Origin of the sequence: Bacteroides thetaiotaomicron VPI-5482 (genome assembly GCF_000011065.1) — a bacterium.
GTDB classification, from domain to species: domain Bacteria; phylum Bacteroidota; class Bacteroidia; order Bacteroidales; family Bacteroidaceae; genus Bacteroides; species Bacteroides thetaiotaomicron.
The window spans coordinates 1,818,460-1,838,755 of the sequence record NC_004663.1 but is presented as its reverse complement, the minus strand read 5'-3'; the positions used below and the strand labels follow the sequence as shown (position 1 = coordinate 1,838,755).

Genomic DNA, 20,296 nt, shown 5'->3' with positions numbered 1-20,296 from the left:
AATACTTATTACTTAATACCTATTACCTAATACCTGACTCCTATCGTCACTCTTACCGATCTTCCCGGCATGGGGAAATTCTTAACGATCTCATAATTCCTGTTCATCAGATTCAGCACTTCCAGGTTGAGTGATGCTGTAACTTTCTGTATTTTGAAATCTCTGTAGGCAGAGATGCTGTGATCACTGTAGCTGTCCAGGCGGTTGTCGCTGATGTTTTGTCCTAACATATACCGTTTTCCGGAGAAAAGGAATGAATAGGAAAGATTGAGCCATGGAGTTTCTATTCCGGCTTGTCCGGAAGCGGAGACGCGCGGGGTATAGGCTATCTGATGCTTGTACACTTTACCTTCCGGTGAGTTGGGATTGGAGTTGGTAACGTCCAGTGCCCGTTGGTAAGTATAGTTTCCGGAAAGGTTGATCCGTAGTTTATCCAGAGGCTGGAGGCTGAGGCTGGCAGTTGCATCTATCCCCTTGATATCCACTTTGCCCAGATTGACCATACTCCAGATGAATAAGTTCTTGGTAGGAGTGGCTACAATCTTGTCGGTCACTTTATTATGGTAGGCGTCTACGGTGGCCGAAAGATAAGGTATAAAGTTGTTGATGGCTTTACTATAAGTAATACCTATATTATATTGAGTAGCACTTTCCGGCTTCAGATTGATGTTTCCGGCCTTGTCGTAATATAAATCATTGAAGCTGGGCAGACGGAAGATATCTTTGTAGAAGAAACGGAACCGCAGTTCTTCATTATGAAACGGCTTTAGCGAGATGCTGACATTGGGAGACAGCTTCCGGTGGTTGCCGGCATTACCTCCGTTTTTAGCTTTCTCGTTGATGACAGTTGCCAGAGCAGAAGCGGACAGCGTCACCCATTCATTGACGTATTTCCCGGCAAAGGCTGTCAGCCATGAATAGCGGGTGGGGGAGACGAAGTTCTGCAAATTGGCATTCATCGTATTGATGCTTCCGTCGGTGGACAAGGAGAAAGAAAGGTTGTTCCATATCCGGTATAGAGCGGAAGCGGACAGGTAATATTCTTGCTGGTAATAGCTGTTGTCAGTTCCTCCGACGGAGGTAAGAGCATCCGGGTCCTGATAGTTCTGATAACTCCAGTTCCACTTGGCAGAGGTCTGGAATACCCATTTTCTGCTAAACTCTTTCTTGTACTGGCTTTGGATAAAGGTGTTCTTATCCCGCAGATTTTGTCGGGAGAAGTCATAATATAAGGTAGTGGCATTGGGCAGCCCCCGTGAGGACTGGTAATAATAGGCTTTCAGTCTCCATTGCTCTTTGTCGGAGAGATTGGCGAAAGCGCTTATCTCAGCCCGAAGGTTTTCTACATCCGTATTCCGGCGCTTCTCTTTACTGACCTGAACATCGGCATCATTCCCGTAACGCAGGGTAAATGGATAATGCCCGTCCGAAGACATCCATTCGCCGTTGGCGGTCATGCTCCATTTTTTGTTGAGTTGTTGTTCCAGAAAAAGGGAAGGGTTTACTAATCCCCATGAACCGGTCTTAAATTCGGCGGCTATATTAGTCGGCTTGTCTTCTTTGAAATGCGGAGTCAGTGTCTGTATGTTCAGTATACCGGCAGAAGCAAAAAAACGGGCAGGCTGGAAGATGTTGTCGCTTTGTCCGTTGTTGAGCGAAAGGCGGTCTACGTTGTTTAAGGAGAAACGTCCTATGTCTACTTGTCCGGTCTGGCAGTCGCTGACGGTGATGCCGTCGTAGGAAACAGCGGTGTGTTGTGCCCCGAGACTTCGGATGGAGACGGTTTTTAATCCTCCGATACCTCCATAGTCCTTCACGGTAACTCCTGCGAAATGTTTTACCGCATCCGATACCTGCAGTGCCTGCAGATTCTTTAATTCTTCCTTATTGAAAACCTGCAGAGGAGAGGCTGAACGGACTTCACGCGTCTGATAAGGGTCGGATACCATGATTTCGGGGATGGAGTAGATATGTGCTGTATCCACTTTTTGTTGTTGGGCAAAAAGGGATAAGGACAAAGCCTGACAGCAGAGTAGTACGCTCATCTTTTTAATAAAAGTATTCCTTCTCATTGTTTTCTTTCAGTCTGTTCATAATGTAAAAAGATGTCCGGGCGAACTCACTTCGACCGGACATCATAATAAACTTGGCAGAGTTTATTAATTAGTACACACTTTCTCTGAATCAGAATGGTGAATGAAATGATGGACGGATTGTCCGGTTCATTAGACTCATCGCTTTTTCCTCGAAAGCAGTGAAACGAGTTTGCATGGTAGGTCTTCTGACTTGTTCCTGTTGCGAACGCCTTCCCGGAATTTGCTTTCCAGTGGCTATAAAGTCGATTGCTCGCAACCAAAAAATGAACTTACAGCAGCGGGACTGTTCAGGACTTTCACCTGATTCCCTTTTAATTGCTTCCCTCGTGCATGAGAGTTGCAAACCAATGCGCGACAAAGATAGATAGTTTATTTGTCTTTTGCAAGAGAGGAGCGAAGGTAAATCCATGACTTTGAACAGCTTTTTAAAAAGCTTTGAATCCAACCACCTCGGTTGACACTTCACCTATCGACTCGACATTCTTCAAAATGGCACTCTGTACTTTCACAAAATGAATACGTTCCAGCGTTACAGGATTGCCATTCTGGTCAACGGCGTCATCCAGGTCAAACTGATTATACCGGTAGTTGCCGTTGTCATCCTTTGCCATGTCGCTTCCCCAGTTGTCGGCATATCCTTTTCCGAAATCCTTGTTTTTCCATATTCCGCCTTCTTGCTCTGTCCGTGCTTCGAGCATACTTCCTTTCAATGTATAGGAGTCCTCTTTAATCCAGTTCGGATAATACATCTGATCGTGATATTGAGGGAGATACTTGATGATTCCGCTTTCTCCTTTGTTGTCTTCCCAGGGGATATCTCCGGCTGCATCCGGTCTGTGGTAAGTGACGGAATAGTCGCGTTCCGGTTCGTCACTTCCTTTCAGCTCGTACCATACGTCGTCTGCTTTTCCGTTGCCATTAGCGTCTTCGGATACCCATACGATGCCCGGTTCGGAACTTCCGGAGAAGGGATTGCCGATAATACCGAAGTCGTATCCTTTGCGGTTCTTTATTTCTTTCGGCATTTTAACGGTGATGTATCCGCCGAAAGATCCCAGTGAGACGTAGAGTTTCTTGTTGAAGCGCTCTTCTGCATAAGCGTTTGCTTCTTCCATTGTCTGGCAGTCGAAGCCTTCATTGATAAACTGCCCTGGTGCCGGACGATATTCCAGCACTTTGAATCCTTGAATTTCCGTTTCTTCCTCATCTTTGTTGCAGGAAGCCAAAAGAGTGGCTGCTATAGCCATCAGATACCAATATCTTTTCATTTTTCTATGTTAGTTTAGTTATTGAATAATATTTGTGAAGGAACGCTCTCACCACAGTCTACTGTGTGGAGAACTTTTCCGTCTTTGCTGTAAACGACAATTTTAGATTCGTCTTTCCGTTCTTCGGTATAAGTTACATAGAGTTCTCCGCTTTGTTGGTTCAGCTGCAATGGAGCAGTAATTGAAACTCCTGATTCTGCGGCAATGAAAGGTGCTTTGAGAGAGTCTGAATCGCCTAATATATATTTATATATAGCTCCGTCGGTCGATACCAGATAAATAATATTCTCTGTTTCGGATGCTACCATGCCTATGGTCGGACTTGAATGATACGGTCCCTTGGCCGGCTGGAAGTTTGCAAAGACTTTTTCTAAAGTAAAGTCATTCTTTATTTTTACGATATTACATCCGTTATCAGCCGATTCAAGAGTATAAACATTACCGTCTTTAGCCAGTACAAAATTGATTTTCTGTTTTTGAATGATATCTAGCTCTGTAACGGCAGGAGCTTCTCCTTCTTTAGCTGCGATTAGTTCGTTTACATCGTAATACTTCACTTTGGACTCATCTTTATAAGTGTCATTGCTCAGCACTTTGCCATTGTAGATTATGCTATTATAGAAACAAAGCAGACGCTCATTCTTGATCCTGACATTGTTAAGTGATTTTAGGTCAATACGACGTATGCCATCTCCTGTCACTAATCCATATTGTTCGTTCAGAATGGTCAGACCGCTTAGGTTTGCGCCTACTACAGCGGAGTTTTCGTAATAAAGAGTCTTGGCGTCGACAATGTAGAAATGATCTCGGTTCGATGTGCTGGTGCCCACAAGCAGATAGAACTTTCCGTTGCTGTGAATGATATTTGCAGAGTCGTAGTTACCAATTCCCAAAGTTTTTCCTGCATTTAAAGAAGCATAACAATCTTGATAAGCAGTTTTCTTTTCGGTATCATAGAAATTGAATGTTCCGTCTGCTACGTAGAAGAATCCTTTGGAAAAGTTGTGGTTAGAGCTGAAACTTGTGCTCATTTCTACTTTTCCGTATTTATTCTTGATGATACATGACAGGTCCGCGCGACATGGATTGTCTATTTTGTAACTAAAGGTCGGTTCGGTAGAATACTCTTTTCCATTGACCAGCCATGAATAGGTGGCTCCTTCCGGATTAAGCAGTTCCGGAGTAATCTCCAACGTTTCTCCTAATTCCAACACTTGGCTTTCTGTCGGGAAAGTTCCTTTCAGTACGTTCGGATAATGTGCCAGATTGCCGAGGTGCAAATCTTCGCAATCGTCGTCGTTACAGGCGGTAAAACCTGCTGCAAGGCAGGCTATTAATAAAGTGGTATATAGTTTATTCATCTTGTTTCAGAGTCTTGTTATTAGTTAAAAATGAATGTAGCCGGGAAATAATAGCCATCGTATGCTATTTCTGATATCTTTTCTCCTGTGGCGGCGTTGAATCTTACCAGAAGATTTTTCTGATAGTCTCCGGTCAGGTACATGGCCAGTAATTCGTTGGTCTTTGGATTGACGCGGATGCCTGCGCCATAGAATCCGTAACCTTCTTTGGTGTATTCGGTCAGTGTCTCCTCAGGGGCGGGATTGTCAAAAGTGGCTTTGTATATCTTTCCTCCTGCGATGTAGTAGAATATTCCTTCAGGAGTGCCGCAGAAACTGGCTTCTCTGTAAGCACCGAACGAGGAGGGAGAATAATCGTCACGCATTGCAACCTTTTTCAGAGAAAAATCAGCATTGATTCTTACCAGATTGTTTTTACCGTCTTTGGTCGTTTCTACAGTATAGATATTTCCATCTTTACATTGTACAAAGCGAGTACCACCATAGGTTGCAATATCTAATTCCTGGAATGCGACTTTGTCTGTAGGCTTGAGATCGGGGGAACATAATTCTGCAATGTCTATGGTATACACTTTAGGACTTCCCCACCCGGAGGAGTTCACATTTAATATGAGTTTTCCGTTATAAGCGATTCCGCTACCTGTTCCGGTATACGTATTTCCTACCGATACCAGTGTAATTGTTTCAAACGTTTTTAAATTGATACGGCTGAAATATCCTCCATGAGTAATTATTCCATAATCGTCATTCAAACCGATAAACTCATAAGCTTGATAATTAGCTAGTTTGCCACAGCTGTTTTCAGCATACAGAGTTTTAGGGTCCATCACCACTAACTGATTATCTTCTTTTGAACAGACATACAACTTCCCATTCCACAAAGTAGCCGATTGTGAGGTAACTCCCAGCACATCTCCGAAATTCTGATTCTTATAGCACCAGTGTTCAATGCTGTTCTTCTCATAATTATAGAATGAAATACTTCCGGATCCGTGTCCGAACCATCCCTCATTGATAATCAGACATCCTTTGGAGTAATCCGCTCCCGGAACCATCACTTTATTTTCTAATGTCACTTTTCCCAAGTCATTGCTGAGTTCTAAAATAACTTTGGAACGGCCGGGATGTTCGGCGTTGAATGTGAATGAAGGGGCGGTCGACATATCTTCTCCATTCTGATACCATTGATAGTATATATCCAGCGGACTACTTGCCTTAGGGGCATATACATATTGTTCTCCGACATTGAGTGTCAAATCCTCTTCGGGGAAAGTGCCGGCTTTCAGAGCTGGCAATCCTTGTAGTTTGTCAATGTGGTCCAGGTCACAATCGTCTTTCGAGCAAGACACAATAACAAGCGTTGTTATTATAAATAATAACGTTTTGAATAGCTTTTTACAATTCATGTTTTGTATATTAAGTAAATAAAATATGTCCATCAAAGTGTCCGGGCGAAATCGCTTCGACCGGACACACATAATAAACTTGGCAGAGTCTATTAGTTTGTACATACTTTCTCTGAATCAGAGTGATGAATGAAATGATAGACGGATGTCCGGGTCATTAGATTCAACGCTTTTTCCTCGAAAGCAGTGAAACGGATTTTACATGGCAGGTCTTCTGACTTATTCCTGTTGCGGGCGCCTTCCCGGAATTTTCTTTCCAGTGGCTTTGAGTAGATTGCTCGCAACATATCTATGGAACTTACAGCAGCGGGACTGTTCAGGATTTACACCTGATTCCCTTTTAATCGCTTCCCTCGTGATGAGAGTCGCAAACCAATGCGGGGACAAAGATATATAGTTTATTTGTTTCTACCAAAAAGAAAATAACAGCAGTTTTGCTCTCATGCTCTAACAATTCCTGCGTATCCCTTTATTCATCGCTGTTTCAAGCGTGGTAGCAAGTGTGGTGGCAGGTATGAGAGCAAATGGTTGCTCTCACTCCGGTGCATCGAATGACGTGACGTTTTGTAGTGTTGTAGGTTGATTTGTAGGATGTTAACGTCTGATACGTCAACTATTAAAGATTGACATATCAACTATTAATAATTGAGAAATCAGGTGTTAAAGGCTGATAACTCATCTATTAGTAGCCAATAAATGAGTTAATGCTTCTTGAAAGAACGGGTGAATTGGAATAACTGATACGATTGGGTTACTCCGGTCATGCAGTCAAGTTACTCTAATTGATAGTTGCTTTAGAAAGTTCCAAAGCGTTGAAACCAACGGTTTCAAGCGGATGAAACTCTAGTTTCAAGCAGAGGAAACTTTAGTTTCAAACTGAAGAAACTTTGGTTTCAAGCCGATGAAACTTTAGTTCCGAGCGGCAGAAACATTTTGTTTCAACGGTTGGAACTGATATTGGAACTACATGTTAACTATTGATGCTGCATTAGATATGCTTCAATGGCTGGTGCAGTGGCATCTTTAAGCAATACAGTCTTGTCTTTATCCAACAGATATAGAGTCGGGATAGCCTTTAAGTCATAGACCTGTTCTTCTTTGATAGTGAACTTCTTGTCATATCCGTTAATCCATTCATTGGGAAATTCGCTCAGATGCTTTTTCCACTCGTCCAGTTCCTCATCGGGGTAGATGGAGAGAAGTACCAACTTCTTTTCCTGTAAAAGCTGGTTGATGATGGGAGCGTTTTTCAGACCTTCTATGGTTTCTGTGCATGCCTGACAGCCGGGGTTATTGATAAATAACAGAAGATATTCCGCTTTCAACTGATATAATGAACCTTGTGCTCCGGAGGCCAGGGTATAAGTGAAGTTGAGCGCTTTGGTTCCGATACGATTTTTCTGAGCCAGCTTAAGACGGGCCTGGGGACGTATCTTCTCTGTTTCGTTCAATACAGGAGAGGCTATCATTGCTTCCAATACCGGTATATAAAATTCTTCGTTGCGCATGGGGGAGTTGGGATCATACAGATACTTGTCCGCCAGGTCGGTGATATATGTAAACACCTTCTTGTCCACATTGGTCCGGTCGATTACATTGCGCATGGCTTGTTGGGCTGTTTCAAGCGGTACGTGGTTCAGCAAGTCGCAATAATCTGCCCACGCTTGCTCCGTTACTTCCGGATGGTGGATATAGTTGGTGTCGGCAAAGTTTACATTGTCCCAATAATGCTTGGCCAGAAAGTCGGCCCGTTGTTCCGGTGCTGTCATCATTTGCGGGATGGCGGGCATCTTAATAGCCTTAATGGTATCTTGCGATGTTTCGCTTTTGTTTTGACTTGAAGCATTCCCGTTTTTACAGGCGCCAAGAAGAAGGCACAGAATGAGTATAAGGCTTATGTTTGTTTTCATGACAATTGGTTGGTTTAAACTTACTTTCGAAAGCAAAGGTATGAAAACTATGTGAAAAAACATACCGATATTCCGGTAAGTTTTGAAAACTGGATATGCGGCTTCGTATTTTTTATCGATACAGCCGACTTTGTGTGAATAGGGCTAAATAATCTCTTCCCTTCGGGTGGAATCTGCATCGAATTTGTTATCTTTGCCCGTAGCATTGGTTATTTTTTAATAAAAGCTGATATGAACGCACCTGTTAAAACGCTCCGTAAGCTCCCGATAGGGATACAAAGTTTCGAATTTCTTCGCTCGGAAGGATATCTTTATGTCGATAAAACAGAACTGGTCTATCGTCTCGTAACGAAAGGGAAGCCTTATTTCCTCAGTCGTCCCCGGCGTTTCGGGAAGAGCCTGTTGCTTTCCACGCTTGAAGCTTATTTCAAGGGGAAGAAAGAACTTTTCGAAGGACTCGCTATCGAGAAATTGGAGCAGAACTGGTTCGAATACCCGGTGTTGCACCTAAGCTTGAATGCTGAGAAATATGACAGTAGGGAACGATTGGAAAGAATGCTTGAACTGCAACTGGAAAGTTGGGAAGAGATGTATGGAGTAGATAAAGGCACAATGACCTACTCCGGACGCTTCATTACCATTATCCGACGTGCATACGAACAGACCGGACGCCGTGTGGTCGTACTCGTAGACGAATATGACAAACCCATGCTTCAGACATTCGATAAACCTGATTTGCAAGAAGACTTCCGTAAAACGCTGACCGCTTTCTATACTGTACTCAAAGATGCTGACCCTTATCTTCAGTTTGTCTTTATCACCGGAGTAACGAAGTTTGCGCAGATGGGCATTTTCAGCACGCTTAACCAGTTGAATGATATCAGCTTTGACCTTGAGTACAACACCCTTTGCGGCATGACACGTGCGGAAATCGAAACCGTTTTTGTGCCTGAATTGCAAGAACTGGCTCTCCAGACTGAAACCAATTATGGCGAAGCCGTAGAGCAACTCACCCGCCAGTATGACGGTTACCGCTTCACTCCTGAGAAAGGATTTACTCCCATGTTCAATCCTTTCAGTGTGCTCAATGCCCTTGCCAAGTCGCGTTTCGGTGACTATTGGTTTGCCAGCGGAACGCCTACTTTTTTGGTAGAGATCCTAAAGAAGACAAATTTCGACCTTCGCGAATTGGACGGTATTGAAGTCTCTTCCGCCTCCTTGAGTGACGACAGGGCGAATATCTCCAATCCCGTTCCGATGATTTATCAAAGCGGATACCTGACTATAAAGTCGTTCGACCAACGCTTTCGTACATATACACTAGGGTTTCCTAACGAAGAGGTGAAATATGGTTTCCTCAATTTTGTCGCCCCTTTCTATACTCCTGTCGCATCCACCGATACCACCTTTTATATCGGGAAATTTGTGCATGAACTGGAAACGGGCGAAACGGAAGCTTTCCTCACTCGTCTGTCCTGTTTCTTCGCCGATTTTCCTTACGAACTGAACGAGAAAACGGAACGTCATTATCAAGTTGTATTCTATCTCGTCTTCAAACTCATGGGGCAATTCACGCAAGCGGAAGTCCGTACCGCTATCGGTCGTGCCGACGCAGTAGTAAAGACTGCGGACTACATCTATGTGTTCGAATTTAAACTCACCGGCACCGCCGAAGAAGCTCTGAAGCAGATTGATGAAAAAGGTTACCTTTTGCCCTACACTGTGGATGGCAGACGACTGGTGAAAGTCGGTGTGTCCTTTGATGCCGGGAAACGGAATCTGGGAGATTGGCTGATTGTTTGACTGCACTGTGAATAAAGAAAAACCAAGCTGTTTATTTCTCTTTCGCCAGCGTGAAGACAAATTCCAGTCCGCCGCCTTGATTATTCTTGGCAGAAATGTTTCCTCCGTGGATGATGACGGCATTCTTTACGATGGCAAGCCCTAAACCGGTTCCGCCGAGTTTGCGTGAACGCCCTTTGTCCACCCGATAGAAACGTTCGAAAAGGCGGTTTAGATGTTCCGGAGAGACACCGATGCCCGTATCTGCGAAGCTGAAATAATAGTAATTCTCATCTTCACGGAAACAGTTGATGTTTATCTGAATATTGGTTCCGGCGTATGCGATGGCATTGTCCATCAGGTTACGGAAGATGGAGTAGAGCAGAGAGTAATTGCCTTTGATCTGGATACCCTTCTTTAGTGAATCCACGATGCTAATGTGCTTTTCTTCCAGTTCCAGAGAAACTTCATTGATGATGTTCCCTACCAGTACGCTGATGTCTACCCGCTCCATGTCTATCATGTTGGCGGCTTCGTCCATGCGGGTCAGTACGGATATGTCGCGTAGCAGCCGGCTGAGGCGATTGCTTTGTGCGTAGCACCGTTCGAGGAACGTATTTATCTTGTCACGTGAGATATTCTCGTTATTGACAATCGTTTCCAGATAACCTTGGATACTGCTTACGGGAGTTTTCAGTTCATGGGCAATGTTCTGGGTTAATTGGCGCTTCAGACGTACCTGCTCTTCTTCCTGCGTGACGTCATTGATCGAAATCTCGAAGCTGGCATCCTGAAAGATGATACATTCCACGATAAAGGTGCGTCCGTTTTTGTTGATTGTGACGGACATACGCTTTTCGTCTTTTCCCCGCGAGCGTTGCTGCTGGTTCTTGTTGATGAAATGAATGATGTCTTTCAGTTCGCTGATGGCGAATACTTCCTCTGTCGTTTCCAGGTTAGAGTCCGAAATCAGGTTACTGTATTGAGTAAAGAGGTTGTTGACCAGAATCTCTTTTTTGTCTTTGGTGAATATGCCCAGCCCTTCATGCGAAATCTGAAGATGGGTAATCAGTTTCTCGCGTTCGATGTAGAGTGCCTCTTTCGTTTCGTGCAGACGCTTGTATATCTGGATGATGTGCTGCGAAATCTCTCCCAGCTCATTATGCGGAAAAGCGGACTGCATCGCCATCTCTATCGGTTCGTTACGGTCTGCACGCATGGCAAACTCGCGGAGCTGGCTGATAGAGGTTCCCAGTTTGTTGGTGAATTTGTAGAAGATCACCATGAGCAACAGCGACACAATGACCGTAAACCATAAGTAATGCGGGTCTGCCTGCAGATTATTGATGAGGCTTACATTATATGGCAGTGCCGAGCGGATGATATAATCTCCGTAGCGGGTTGCCGAATAGAAATACGGTAGCCCGGTGGTCTCCGAGGTGCGGCGTACGTCAAAACCGGTTCCGTCTTTCAAGGCTTTCTGCACTTCGGGGCGGTTGAGATGGTTCTCCAGTTGCTGGTCGGTAGTCTGATAACTGTCATAGATCACATTTCCCTGCAAGTCGATCAGTGTGACGCGCAAGTCCTCCAACGCGTGGTCACGGATATACTTTTCAGTCGTTTCTTCGATGGCGGGATTACTGTTCAGCCGTTCGTACAAGCGGCTGTTGTAGTTCTGGAGCTGCGTGTTGAGTAACTCGACTTTATATTCTCTTTCGCGTTGATACTGGTAGGCGATGAAACAAAAGGCAAATACCAGAAACAGCGAGATCACCGAAAGGAATAACTTCCGGCTGAAAGAGAGGAAATGTTTTTGCTTGACAGGTAGATTCATACTTCTTGATTATTCGGCTTCAAAGCAGTATCCGTATCCCAGGCGGGTAACGATGCACTTGCCATATTCGCCAATTTTCTTCCGTAAACGGGTGATATTCACATCAATGGTACGATCGAGTACGTATACTTCGTCGCTCCAGATGCGTGCCAGAATGTCTTCACGGGAGAAGACGCGTCCTTTGTTCTGCACCAGCAGAAGCAGTATCTCAAATTCTTTCTTCGTCAGCTGCACTTCTTCGTCGTCTATGCTTACCTTCTTCTTGGTGATGTCGATCACGAGTGACTGGTAAGTCAGGCGTTCGGGCGCCTTTTCCGTCTCCATCGTGGCGGTACGCCTCAGTACGGCTTTCACACGGGCGATCACTTCGCGCAGGGAGAAAGGCTTGGAGATATAATCGTCCGCTCCCAGATTGAAGCCTGTTACGGTATCGTTTTCGGTATCTTTGGCTGTGATGAAGATGATGGGCACTCTGGCTGTTTTCTTGTCTTTCTTCAGCATGTTTGCCATCTTGAAACCGGAGATTTCCCCCATCATCACGTCCAGAAGAATCAGGTGGTAACTGCTGATATCCATCTTCAGAGCCTCTTCGGCGGAGTTGGCGGTATCCACTTCATAACCTTCGTTTTCAAGATTGAATTTCAGAATCTCACAGAGGTCTTCTTCATCGTCGACAACTAAAATACGGTAATCGTTCATATGATATATGTATTAATGTGATATGACAAAGTTAAGCTTTTTTTTATTTCGGGACAAAGATGAGAAGACTTTGTTACGGGCGGATGAAACAAATATTACAATCGTATTACATTCCGCTGAATGCGGGCATCGGGATGATATTTGAAAGTTTTTATGGGATATGCGAGGAAAAACCGTCTGTTATTTGTTATCTTTGTGTAGCGATAGGATAATAAATACACAGTTTGCAGATCATGATAAAAATAGACTTGAAACGATATAGACGCGAAGTGGTAGGAGGGGTGATTGTACTGCTTCTTCTCATCGGGGGAATCTCCGTCTTTAAATATACTTCTTTTAATTCCGGCTTTGAGATCGTAGACGATCTGGGAGGAAATATCTTTCCGTCGGCCATCCTGTCGGTAGCCACTACGGACGCGCAGGTGATTACTCCTTCGGATTCTACCTGTCTCGGAAATCCGAAATCGTGCATCGCCATTCGGGTGAAGTCGAGGACTGCTTACAGCCGAGTGCGGATAGAGGTTGCCGAGACCCCTTTCTTTTCCCGTTCCGTGTCGGAATTTGTGCTGAACAAGCCGAGGACGGAATATACTATTTATCCCGATATCATCTGGAATTACGAGGCACTGAAGAATAACGCACAGGCGGAACCGGTGAGCGTAGCCGTAAAAGTGGAGATGAACGGGAAAGACTTGGGACAACGGGTACGTACGTTTTCGGTGCGTAGCGTCAATGAATGCCTGTTGGGTTATGTGGCGAACGGGACGAAGTTTTACGATACCAGTATCTTTTTTGCCGCATACGTCAACGAAGAGAATCCGATGATCGACCAGCTGCTTCGTGAAGCGCTGAATACCCGCATCGTGAATCGTTTCCTGGGCTACCAGAGCACGGCCAAAGGTGCGGTAGACAAGCAGGTGTACGCACTTTGGAACATCTTACAGAAACGTAAGTTCCGCTACAGTTCCGTATCCAATACGAGCCTTTCGAGCAATGTCGTTTTCTCGCAACGCGTCCGCACCTTTGACGATGCGCTGGAATCGTCGCAGATCAACTGTGTGGACGGCAGCGTACTGTTCGCTTCGCTCCTTCGGGCTATTAATATCGAACCGATACTGGTACGTACACCGGGGCATATGTTCGTAGGATACTACACCGACAACTCTCATAAGGACATGAACTTCCTCGAAACGACGATGATCGGTGATGTAGACCTCGACGACTTCTTCCCGGATGAACAACTGGACTCTACCATGGTCGGCAAATCGCAGAACGAAATGTCACTGCTCACTTTCGAGAAATCCAAACAGTACGCCAACAAAAAGTACAAAGACAATGAAGCAGGCATCCATTCCGGAAAGCTGAACTATATGTTTCTGGAGATTTCCAAAGAAGTACGGAGGAAAATACAGCCGATAGGAAAGTGAAATTCATTTTTAATTCGTATTTTTGCCCAAGTAATCATTTAATGAAAAAGGATGCAAGGCAAGAAATTTATCTCCCCCGGAGCATGGTTTTCGATGAATTATCCGTCGGACTGGAACGAGTTTGAAGATGGCGAAGGCTCTTTTCTTTTCTATAACCCCGATGTATGGACGGGCAACTTTCGTATATCAGCTTTTAAAGGCAACGCCTCATACGGTAAAGATGCCATCCGTCAGGAACTGAAAGAAAACGATTCGGCTTCATTGGTGAAAATCGGTACATGGGACTGTGCCTACAGTAAAGAAATGTTTCAGGAAGAGGGCACTTATTATACTTCTCACCTGTGGATAACAGGAACCGGCAATATCGCTTTTGAATGTTCTTTCACCGTACCCAAAGGCGGAAGCGCCAAGGAAGCGGAAGAGGTTATCGCTACACTGGAAGCCCGCAAGGAAGGCGAGAAATATCCCGCAGAACTGATTCCCGTCCGCCTATCGGAAATCTATCAGATCAATGAAGGCTACGAGTGGGTAGTATCTACCGTCAAACAGGAACTCAAAAAAGACTTTCAGGGAGTGGAAGAGGACTTGGAGAAGATTCAGCAAGTGATAGACAGCGGTAAGATCAGCCCCAAGAAGAAAGATGAATGGCTCGCCATCGGTATAACGGTATGCGCGATTCTGACTAACGAAGTGGAAGGCATGGAGTGGAAAACCTTGATTGACGGCAATCGGGAAGTCCCCGTACTCGAATACCAAGGCCGGACCATCGACCCGATGAAAATCGCATGGAGCAAAGTTAAGGCCGGCCAACCCTGCAACATTGCCGAAGCATATCAATCGGCAATCGATCATCACTAAATCACGAACCAGCTAATCACTAAATTACGTGGCAGTACCTTATTTACAAGTAGACAACCTGACCAAGTCCTTCGGCGACTTGGTTCTTTTTGAAAATATATCTTTTGGCATTGCCGAGGGGCAACGCGTCGGATTAATCGCCAAGAACGGCAGCGGAAAAACAACCTTACTGAATATCATCGCCGGAAAAGAAGGGTATGACAGCGGAAACATCGTCTTCCGCCGTGACCTTCGTGTGGATTATCTGGAACAAGACCCGCAGTATCCCGAAGAACTGACCGTTCTCGAAGCCTGTTTCCATCACGGCAACAGCACCGTCGAACTGATTAAAGAGTACGAACGATGTATGGAAACCGAAGGGCATCCGGGACTGGAAGACCTCTTGGCACGCATGGACCAGGAGAAAGCATGGGAATATGAGCAGAAAGCCAAGCAAATTCTGTCCCAACTGAAAATCCGTAACTTTGACCAGCGGGTGAAGCAGCTTTCCGGCGGACAGCTGAAACGTGTTGCCTTAGCCAACGCCTTGATCACCGAACCGGATTTGCTGATCCTCGATGAGCCTACCAACCATCTGGACCTGGACATGACCGAATGGTTGGAAGACTACCTGCGTCGCACCAACCTGAGCCTGCTGATGGTGACGCACGACCGTTATTTCCTCGACCGTGTCTGCTCGGAGATTATCGAAATTGACAATCAGCAGATTTATCAATATAAAGGTAACTACAGCTATTATCTGGAGAAACGTCAGGAACGCATCGAGGCTAAAAGCGTGGAAATAGAACGTGCCAACAATCTCTATCGTACGGAACTCGACTGGATGCGCCGGATGCCGCAGGCACGCGGACACAAAGCCCGATACCGTGAAGATGCCTTCTATGAACTGGAGAAGGTTGCCAAGCAACGTTTCAACAATGACAACGTAAAACTGGAAGTAAAGGCCTCTTATATCGGAAGCAAGATATTCGAAGCCGATCATCTGTTCAAGAGCTACGGAGACCTGAAGATTCTGGATGATTTTTCCTATATCTTTGCCCGTTACGAGAAGATGGGAATTGTAGGAAACAACGGAACGGGTAAATCTACTTTTATCAAAATATTGATGGGACAGGTCAAACCCGACAGCGGAACGGTGGATGTGGGCGAAACTGTCCGTTTCGGCTATTACTCGCAGGACGGTCTCCAGTTCGACGAACAAATGAAGGTGATTGATGTCGTGCAGGATATAGCCGAAGTGATCGAACTGGGGAATGGAAAGAGACTGACGGCTTCGCAATTCCTGCAGCATTTCCTGTTTACTCCCGAAACGCAGCATAGCTATGTCTATAAACTGAGTGGGGGAGAGCGCCGCCGCCTTTACCTGTGCACGGTGCTGATGCGCAATCCCAACTTCCTCGTGCTCGATGAGCCTACCAACGACCTGGACATCATCACTCTGAATGTGCTCGAAGAGTATCTGCAGAACTTCAAGGGCTGTGTCATAGTCGTTTCCCACGACCGCTACTTTATGGATAAGGTAGTAGACCATCTGATGGTATTCAACGGACAGGGAGATATCCGTGACTTCCCCGGAAACTATAGCGATTACCGTGACTGGAAAGAAGCCAAGGCACAGAAAGAAAAGGAAGCGGAAAAGCCGCAGGAAGAGAAGACCGCCCGTGTCCGTCTGAACGATAAGCGGAAAATGAGCTTCAAGGAAAAGCGTGAGTTCGAACAACTGGAAAAAGAAATAGCGGAACTGGAAGCGGAGAAGGCACAGATTGAAGAACTGCTTTGCAGCGGAATGCTTTCTGTAGACGAACTGACTGAAAAGTCGAAACGTCTGCCCGAAGTGAATGATCTGATTGACGAAAAGACCATGCGCTGGCTGGAACTGAGCGAGATAGAAGGCTGACATGAATCTGAACGGAAAGAAACTGTAATAACTGAAACAACCTGATAATAACCGAAATAACATAGACCGATATGACAAACCTGACCAATTACCATAGTCACTGCTTATATTGTGACGGACGAGCTAATATGGAAGATTTTATCCGTTTTGCCATTAGTGAAGGCTTTTCTTCTTATGGCATTTCTTCTCACGCTCCTCTGCCATTTTCTACAGCATGGACGATGGAGTGGGACCGGATGGATGATTACCTTTCCGAATTTGCTCGTCTGAAGGAGAAATATGCCGATAAAATAGAGCTTGCCATCGGACTCGAAATAGACTATCTGAATGAAGAGAGCCATCCCGCTATCCCTCGTTTTCAGGAATTGCCGCTCGATTATCGGATTGGTTCTGTGCACATGCTCTATTCTCCGCAGGGCAAAGTCGTGGATATCGATACCCCTGCCGATATATTCCGTCAATTGATAGATGCGCATTTTGAAGGTGATCTCGATTACGTTGTCCACCTTTATTATAAGAATCTGCTCCGTATGGTCGAGCTGGGAGGTTTTGATATCCTTGGTCATGCAGATAAGATGCACTATAATGCCTCTTGCTATCGTCCGGGATTATTGGACGAACCGTGGTATGATGCGTTGGTTCGCGATTATTTTGCAGAAATAGCCCGTCATGGATATATCGTTGAAATTAATACTAAGTCTTATCATGATTTGGGAACTTTCTATCCGAACGAACGCTATTTCCCTTTATTGAAAGAATTGGGTATTCGGGTACAGGTGAATAGTGATGCCCATTATCCGGAACGGATTAATAACAGTCGTGCCGAAGCATTGGCAGCCTTGAAGAAAGTCGGCTTTGACACAGTAGTGGAGTGGCACGGCGGACAGTGGAAAGATATGCCTCTGTTACAATAAAACAGAGCTTCTGTTTATAATAAATGCAGGCTCCGTCAACTGCTGACAGAGCCTGCATTTATCTATAACAGAGCCTCTGTTTCGATCCCCTATTCCGTCCTTTTGCAGGCATTCGATAACAGGAACTCATTCAAAGCTTCTTCATAATTCCCATGAATCATAATATGATGATTGCCTAGCGGGTTTTTCAGGAAATAATCCGCCGGAGTATTCATGCGGATACGCACCTGCGTGCGGCACATATTGATATAATTCGTATTCTCGGTTAGAGTTCCGGTAGACAGGTAATACTCATCCAGACATTCGCCTCCGCATTTTACGATAGTCACGTCACCTGTCGGCAGCAGTCCTTGAATGGCGATACCTTTCTCTGTCTCAAAATGATTGCGGATAATATATCTTTCCGTCTGTTTGAGTCCTATAGTGCAATGTGCCAGTATTAATTCATTGGTTCGCGTATTGATGGTGGATGGATTTGCCATGAATCCTTCTTTTCCTGTCAGCGCCTTAACTGCCAGAAGAGTGAAGATAGACTGGAGATCTCCCTCACAGCCTGCCATGATACCGTCATCATTCAGCAATGACAATGCCAGACAGCCGGTCGTATCAATTTGATCGATCAGTTTGAAGCAGCTTAATGTCAGCGCTTCCAGCTTCTCTTCTTCGCAAATTCTCTTGATGGCCCTGTATAATCGCATCGCTTTGATTAAATCCTCGGGAGTTCCCTCGCGGCAGGCAAGCGCCTGCGAAGCAACGGCGGCGCAGGACGCGCCTACCTGATCATCTGTGATTTGTTTAAAATGTTCATAAACCCTTTCCAGCGGAATATCTATATATTCGATTCCCCAACGGCGTTTTGCCAGAAGATAATCCACATTGCTGGCAACCAGCCACGAAGAAGGAGTACCGATGACTCCGATACGCTTGCCGAACAAAGAACGCTGCGCGCGGAAATTATTATATAGTATATGTACACGTTGAATAATAGACGGTAATTCTCCATGAAGAATTTCACTCTTCATTCCCCTTCCACGGAGCCATGTAGATATTTCCAATGCCGCAGCAAGTGAGTTCTGCATGCCATCGGCCAATAAAATGGCGGGGCGGGGAAGACGTTCGAAGTGCTGGATGACCAGTCTTTCCACACCTCCGGTAGCGATAAAAATGATTTTGAAATCATCACTGCCCAACTTATCCATATCTTGATAATCGATGAGTTTGACAGTGTAATATTTTTCAAGTTCACTCAGAATTGCTTCGTGCGAATTGCGCAGCGAGGCTTGTTTGTGAAGTATTGAAGCAAATGAGATAAGGTGTATGGTCATTATGATATTGTTTTAAGTTTTCCGTATTACAAATGTATAGCTTTCTTTTCATTTTTCCACTACGTTTTTACCCTTGATAAGGATTTTAAAGTTTTTATGTCTCTGTATTCAAATTATTGCGTACATTTGCAGTTCCAAATTAAAAAAGTAAATAGTAATTAGTAATTTGTAGTTAAAATTATGCCAACCATATCCATTCGCGGAAACGAGATGCCTGCATCTCCTATCAGAAAACTGGCTCCTTTGGCAGACGCTGCCAAGCAACGGGGAGTCCATGTGTTTCACCTGAATATCGGACAGCCTGACCTGCCCACTCCTCAGGCCGCGATTGACGCGATACGCAACATCGACCGTAAAGTGCTGGAATATAGCCCCAGTGCCGGAAACAGAAGCTATCGCGAGAAACTTGTGGGATATTATGCAAAGTTCAACATCAACCTGACGGCTGACGATATAATCATTACATCGGGGGGGTCGGAAGCGGTACTTTTTTCCTTCCTTTCCTGCCTGAATCCGGGAGATGAAATCATTGTTCCGGAACCTGCATACGCCAACTACATGGCATTTGCCATCTCTGCCGGAGCAAAGATCCGTACGATTGCAACGACCATTGAAGAAGGTTTCTCCCTGCCGAAAGTAGAGAAATTCGAAGAACTGATCAATGAACGTACCAAGGCTATCCTGATTTGTAATCCGAACAACCCGACCGGTTATCTGTATACACGTCGGGAAATGAATCAGATCCGTGACCTGGTGAAGAAGTACGACCTCTTCCTCTTCTCTGACGAAGTATATCGTGAATTTATTTATACCGGCTCTCCTTATATCTCTGCCTGTCATCTGGAAGGTATCGAGAATAATGTAGTGCTGATCGATTCAGTTTCCAAGCGTTATTCGGAGTGCGGAATCCGTATCGGTGCATTGATTACCAAGAACAAAGAGATACGTGACGCTGTTATGAAATTCTGTCAGGCTCGTCTGAGTCCTCCTTTGATCGGACAGATTGCCGCCGAGGCTTCTTTGGATGCTCCGGAGGAATATTCGCGTGAGACGTATGATGAATACGTAGAACGGCGTAAATGCTTAATTGATGGATTGAACCGTATTCCGGGCGTTTATTCTCCGATTCCGATGGGGGCTTTCTATACCGTAGCCAAACTCCCCGTAGACGACTCGGACAAGTTCTGTGCATGGTGTCTTTCTGACTTTGAATACGAAGGCCAGACCGTATTTATGGCACCGGCTTCCGGTTTCTATACTACTCCGGGCTCCGGCATCAATGAAGTGCGTATCGCCTACGTATTGAAGAAAGAAGATTTGACCCGTGCGCTTTTCATCCTGCAAAAGGCGTTGGAGGTGTATCCGGGAAGAACGGAATAGGAAATAAGTATTAAGTAATAGGTATTAAGTATTAACCGTAGACGCTGGTTGGCGTATGAGATATTATAAGATTGATAATATATCATAAGGTAATGACTTAATACTTAATATAACACTTAATACTTAATCTCTAAATAAG

At 45.0% G+C, this 20,296-nt stretch carries 14 protein-coding genes and 2 riboswitches; of the genes, 6 read left to right on the top strand and 8 right to left on the bottom strand.

The annotated features are described in order from the left end of the window. Positions 1–26: 26 nt before the first annotated feature. From BT_RS07540 to BT_RS07520, 5 genes are all read right to left on the bottom strand, one after another. Positions 27–2,072 (bottom strand): TonB-dependent receptor plug domain-containing protein, encoded by a 2,046-nt coding sequence (locus BT_RS07540; RefSeq protein WP_011107818.1) that lies wholly within the window; start codon positions 2,070–2,072, stop codon positions 27–29. A gap of 181 nt (positions 2,073–2,253) precedes the next feature. Beyond that, a riboswitch (cobalamin riboswitch) is annotated at positions 2,254–2,460 on the bottom strand. Positions 2,461–2,521: 61 nt separating this feature from the next. Beyond that, complete coding sequence (locus BT_RS07535; RefSeq protein WP_008762288.1) at positions 2,522–3,364, bottom strand: hypothetical protein; 843 nt, start codon at positions 3,362–3,364, stop codon at positions 2,522–2,524. 14 nt (positions 3,365–3,378) lie between these two features. Beyond that, a complete protein-coding gene (locus BT_RS07530; protein WP_008764810.1) occupies positions 3,379–4,725 on the bottom strand; it encodes a PKD-like domain-containing protein in 1,347 nt (448 codons plus the stop codon). A gap of 20 nt (positions 4,726–4,745) precedes the next feature. After that, complete coding sequence (locus BT_RS07525) at positions 4,746–6,074, bottom strand: DUF5074 domain-containing protein (protein WP_225011835.1); 1,329 nt, start codon at positions 6,072–6,074, stop codon at positions 4,746–4,748. Between the two features lie 243 nt (positions 6,075–6,317). After that, positions 6,318–6,523: riboswitch (cobalamin riboswitch) on the bottom strand. Between the two features lie 582 nt (positions 6,524–7,105). Further along, positions 7,106–8,041: a DUF5106 domain-containing protein gene (locus BT_RS07520; protein WP_011107815.1), complete on the bottom strand. Its 936-nt coding sequence runs from the start codon at positions 8,039–8,041 to the stop codon at positions 7,106–7,108. 231 nt (positions 8,042–8,272) lie between these two features. Here BT_RS07520 and BT_RS07515 point away from each other — a divergent pair, with 231 nt between their 5' ends. Then, positions 8,273–9,844: an ATP-binding protein gene (locus BT_RS07515; protein WP_011107814.1), complete on the top strand. Its 1,572-nt coding sequence runs from the start codon at positions 8,273–8,275 to the stop codon at positions 9,842–9,844. Positions 9,845–9,875: 31 nt separating this feature from the next. Here BT_RS07515 and BT_RS07510 read toward each other — a convergent pair whose 3' ends face one another. Both BT_RS07510 and BT_RS07505 read right to left on the bottom strand, forming a co-directional pair. Further along, positions 9,876–11,657, bottom strand: coding sequence for a sensor histidine kinase (locus BT_RS07510; RefSeq protein WP_008762293.1), 1,782 nt, complete (start codon positions 11,655–11,657; stop codon positions 9,876–9,878). Positions 11,658–11,666: 9 nt separating this feature from the next. Beyond that, positions 11,667–12,356 (bottom strand): response regulator transcription factor, encoded by a 690-nt coding sequence (locus BT_RS07505; RefSeq protein WP_008762294.1) that lies wholly within the window; start codon positions 12,354–12,356, stop codon positions 11,667–11,669. A 233-nt stretch (positions 12,357–12,589) separates the two neighbouring features. Here BT_RS07505 and BT_RS07500 point away from each other — a divergent pair, with 233 nt between their 5' ends. From BT_RS07500 to BT_RS07485, 4 genes are all read left to right on the top strand, one after another. Beyond that, complete coding sequence (locus tag BT_RS07500; RefSeq protein WP_011107813.1) at positions 12,590–13,783, top strand: hypothetical protein; 1,194 nt, start codon at positions 12,590–12,592, stop codon at positions 13,781–13,783. Between the two features lie 51 nt (positions 13,784–13,834). Further along, positions 13,835–14,641, top strand: a complete 807-nt coding sequence (locus tag BT_RS07495; RefSeq protein ID WP_011107812.1) for a DUF3805 domain-containing protein — start codon at positions 13,835–13,837, stop codon at positions 14,639–14,641. A 28-nt stretch (positions 14,642–14,669) separates the two neighbouring features. After that, entirely contained in the window at positions 14,670–16,538 is a 1,869-nt protein-coding gene (locus BT_RS07490) for an ABC-F family ATP-binding cassette domain-containing protein (protein ID WP_011107811.1), read from the top strand. Positions 16,539–16,609: 71 nt separating this feature from the next. Further along, positions 16,610–17,452, top strand: coding sequence for a histidinol-phosphatase (locus BT_RS07485; protein WP_011107810.1), 843 nt, complete (start codon positions 16,610–16,612; stop codon positions 17,450–17,452). An 89-nt stretch (positions 17,453–17,541) separates the two neighbouring features. Here the strand turns inward: BT_RS07485 and BT_RS07480 are convergent, their stop codons facing one another. Further along, complete coding sequence (locus BT_RS07480) at positions 17,542–18,777, bottom strand: fucose isomerase (protein ID WP_008762299.1); 1,236 nt, start codon at positions 18,775–18,777, stop codon at positions 17,542–17,544. A 180-nt stretch (positions 18,778–18,957) separates the two neighbouring features. On the opposite strand from BT_RS07480, the gene BT_RS07475 reads away from it, so the two are divergent. Further along, on the top strand, positions 18,958–20,157 hold the full coding sequence (locus BT_RS07475; protein ID WP_011107809.1) for a pyridoxal phosphate-dependent aminotransferase: 1,200 nt from the start codon (positions 18,958–18,960) through the stop codon (positions 20,155–20,157). Positions 20,158–20,296 lie beyond the last annotated feature (139 nt).

What these genes read in the sequence shown, in the direction of transcription:
- BT_RS07540 (WP_011107818.1), bottom strand. Translation starts at nt 2,072, where the DNA reads ATGAGAAGGAATACTTTTATTAAAAAGATGAGCGTACTACTCTGCTGT.
- BT_RS07535 (WP_008762288.1), bottom strand. Translation starts at nt 3,364, where the DNA reads ATGAAAAGATATTGGTATCTGATGGCTATAGCAGCCACTCTTTTGGCT.
- BT_RS07530 (WP_008764810.1), bottom strand. Translation starts at nt 4,725, where the DNA reads ATGAATAAACTATATACCACTTTATTAATAGCCTGCCTTGCAGCAGGT.
- BT_RS07520 (WP_011107815.1), bottom strand. Translation starts at nt 8,041, where the DNA reads ATGAAAACAAACATAAGCCTTATACTCATTCTGTGCCTTCTTCTTGGC.
- BT_RS07515 (WP_011107814.1), top strand. Translation starts at nt 8,273, where the DNA reads ATGAACGCACCTGTTAAAACGCTCCGTAAGCTCCCGATAGGGATACAA.
- BT_RS07510 (WP_008762293.1), bottom strand. Translation starts at nt 11,657, where the DNA reads ATGAATCTACCTGTCAAGCAAAAACATTTCCTCTCTTTCAGCCGGAAG.
- BT_RS07505 (WP_008762294.1), bottom strand. Translation starts at nt 12,356, where the DNA reads ATGAACGATTACCGTATTTTAGTTGTCGACGATGAAGAAGACCTCTGT.
- BT_RS07500 (WP_011107813.1), top strand. Translation starts at nt 12,590, where the DNA reads ATGATAAAAATAGACTTGAAACGATATAGACGCGAAGTGGTAGGAGGG.
- BT_RS07495 (WP_011107812.1), top strand. Translation starts at nt 13,835, where the DNA reads ATGCAAGGCAAGAAATTTATCTCCCCCGGAGCATGGTTTTCGATGAAT.
- BT_RS07485 (WP_011107810.1), top strand. Translation starts at nt 16,610, where the DNA reads ATGACAAACCTGACCAATTACCATAGTCACTGCTTATATTGTGACGGA.
- BT_RS07480 (WP_008762299.1), bottom strand. Translation starts at nt 18,777, where the DNA reads ATGACCATACACCTTATCTCATTTGCTTCAATACTTCACAAACAAGCC.
- BT_RS07475 (WP_011107809.1), top strand. Translation starts at nt 18,958, where the DNA reads ATGCCAACCATATCCATTCGCGGAAACGAGATGCCTGCATCTCCTATC.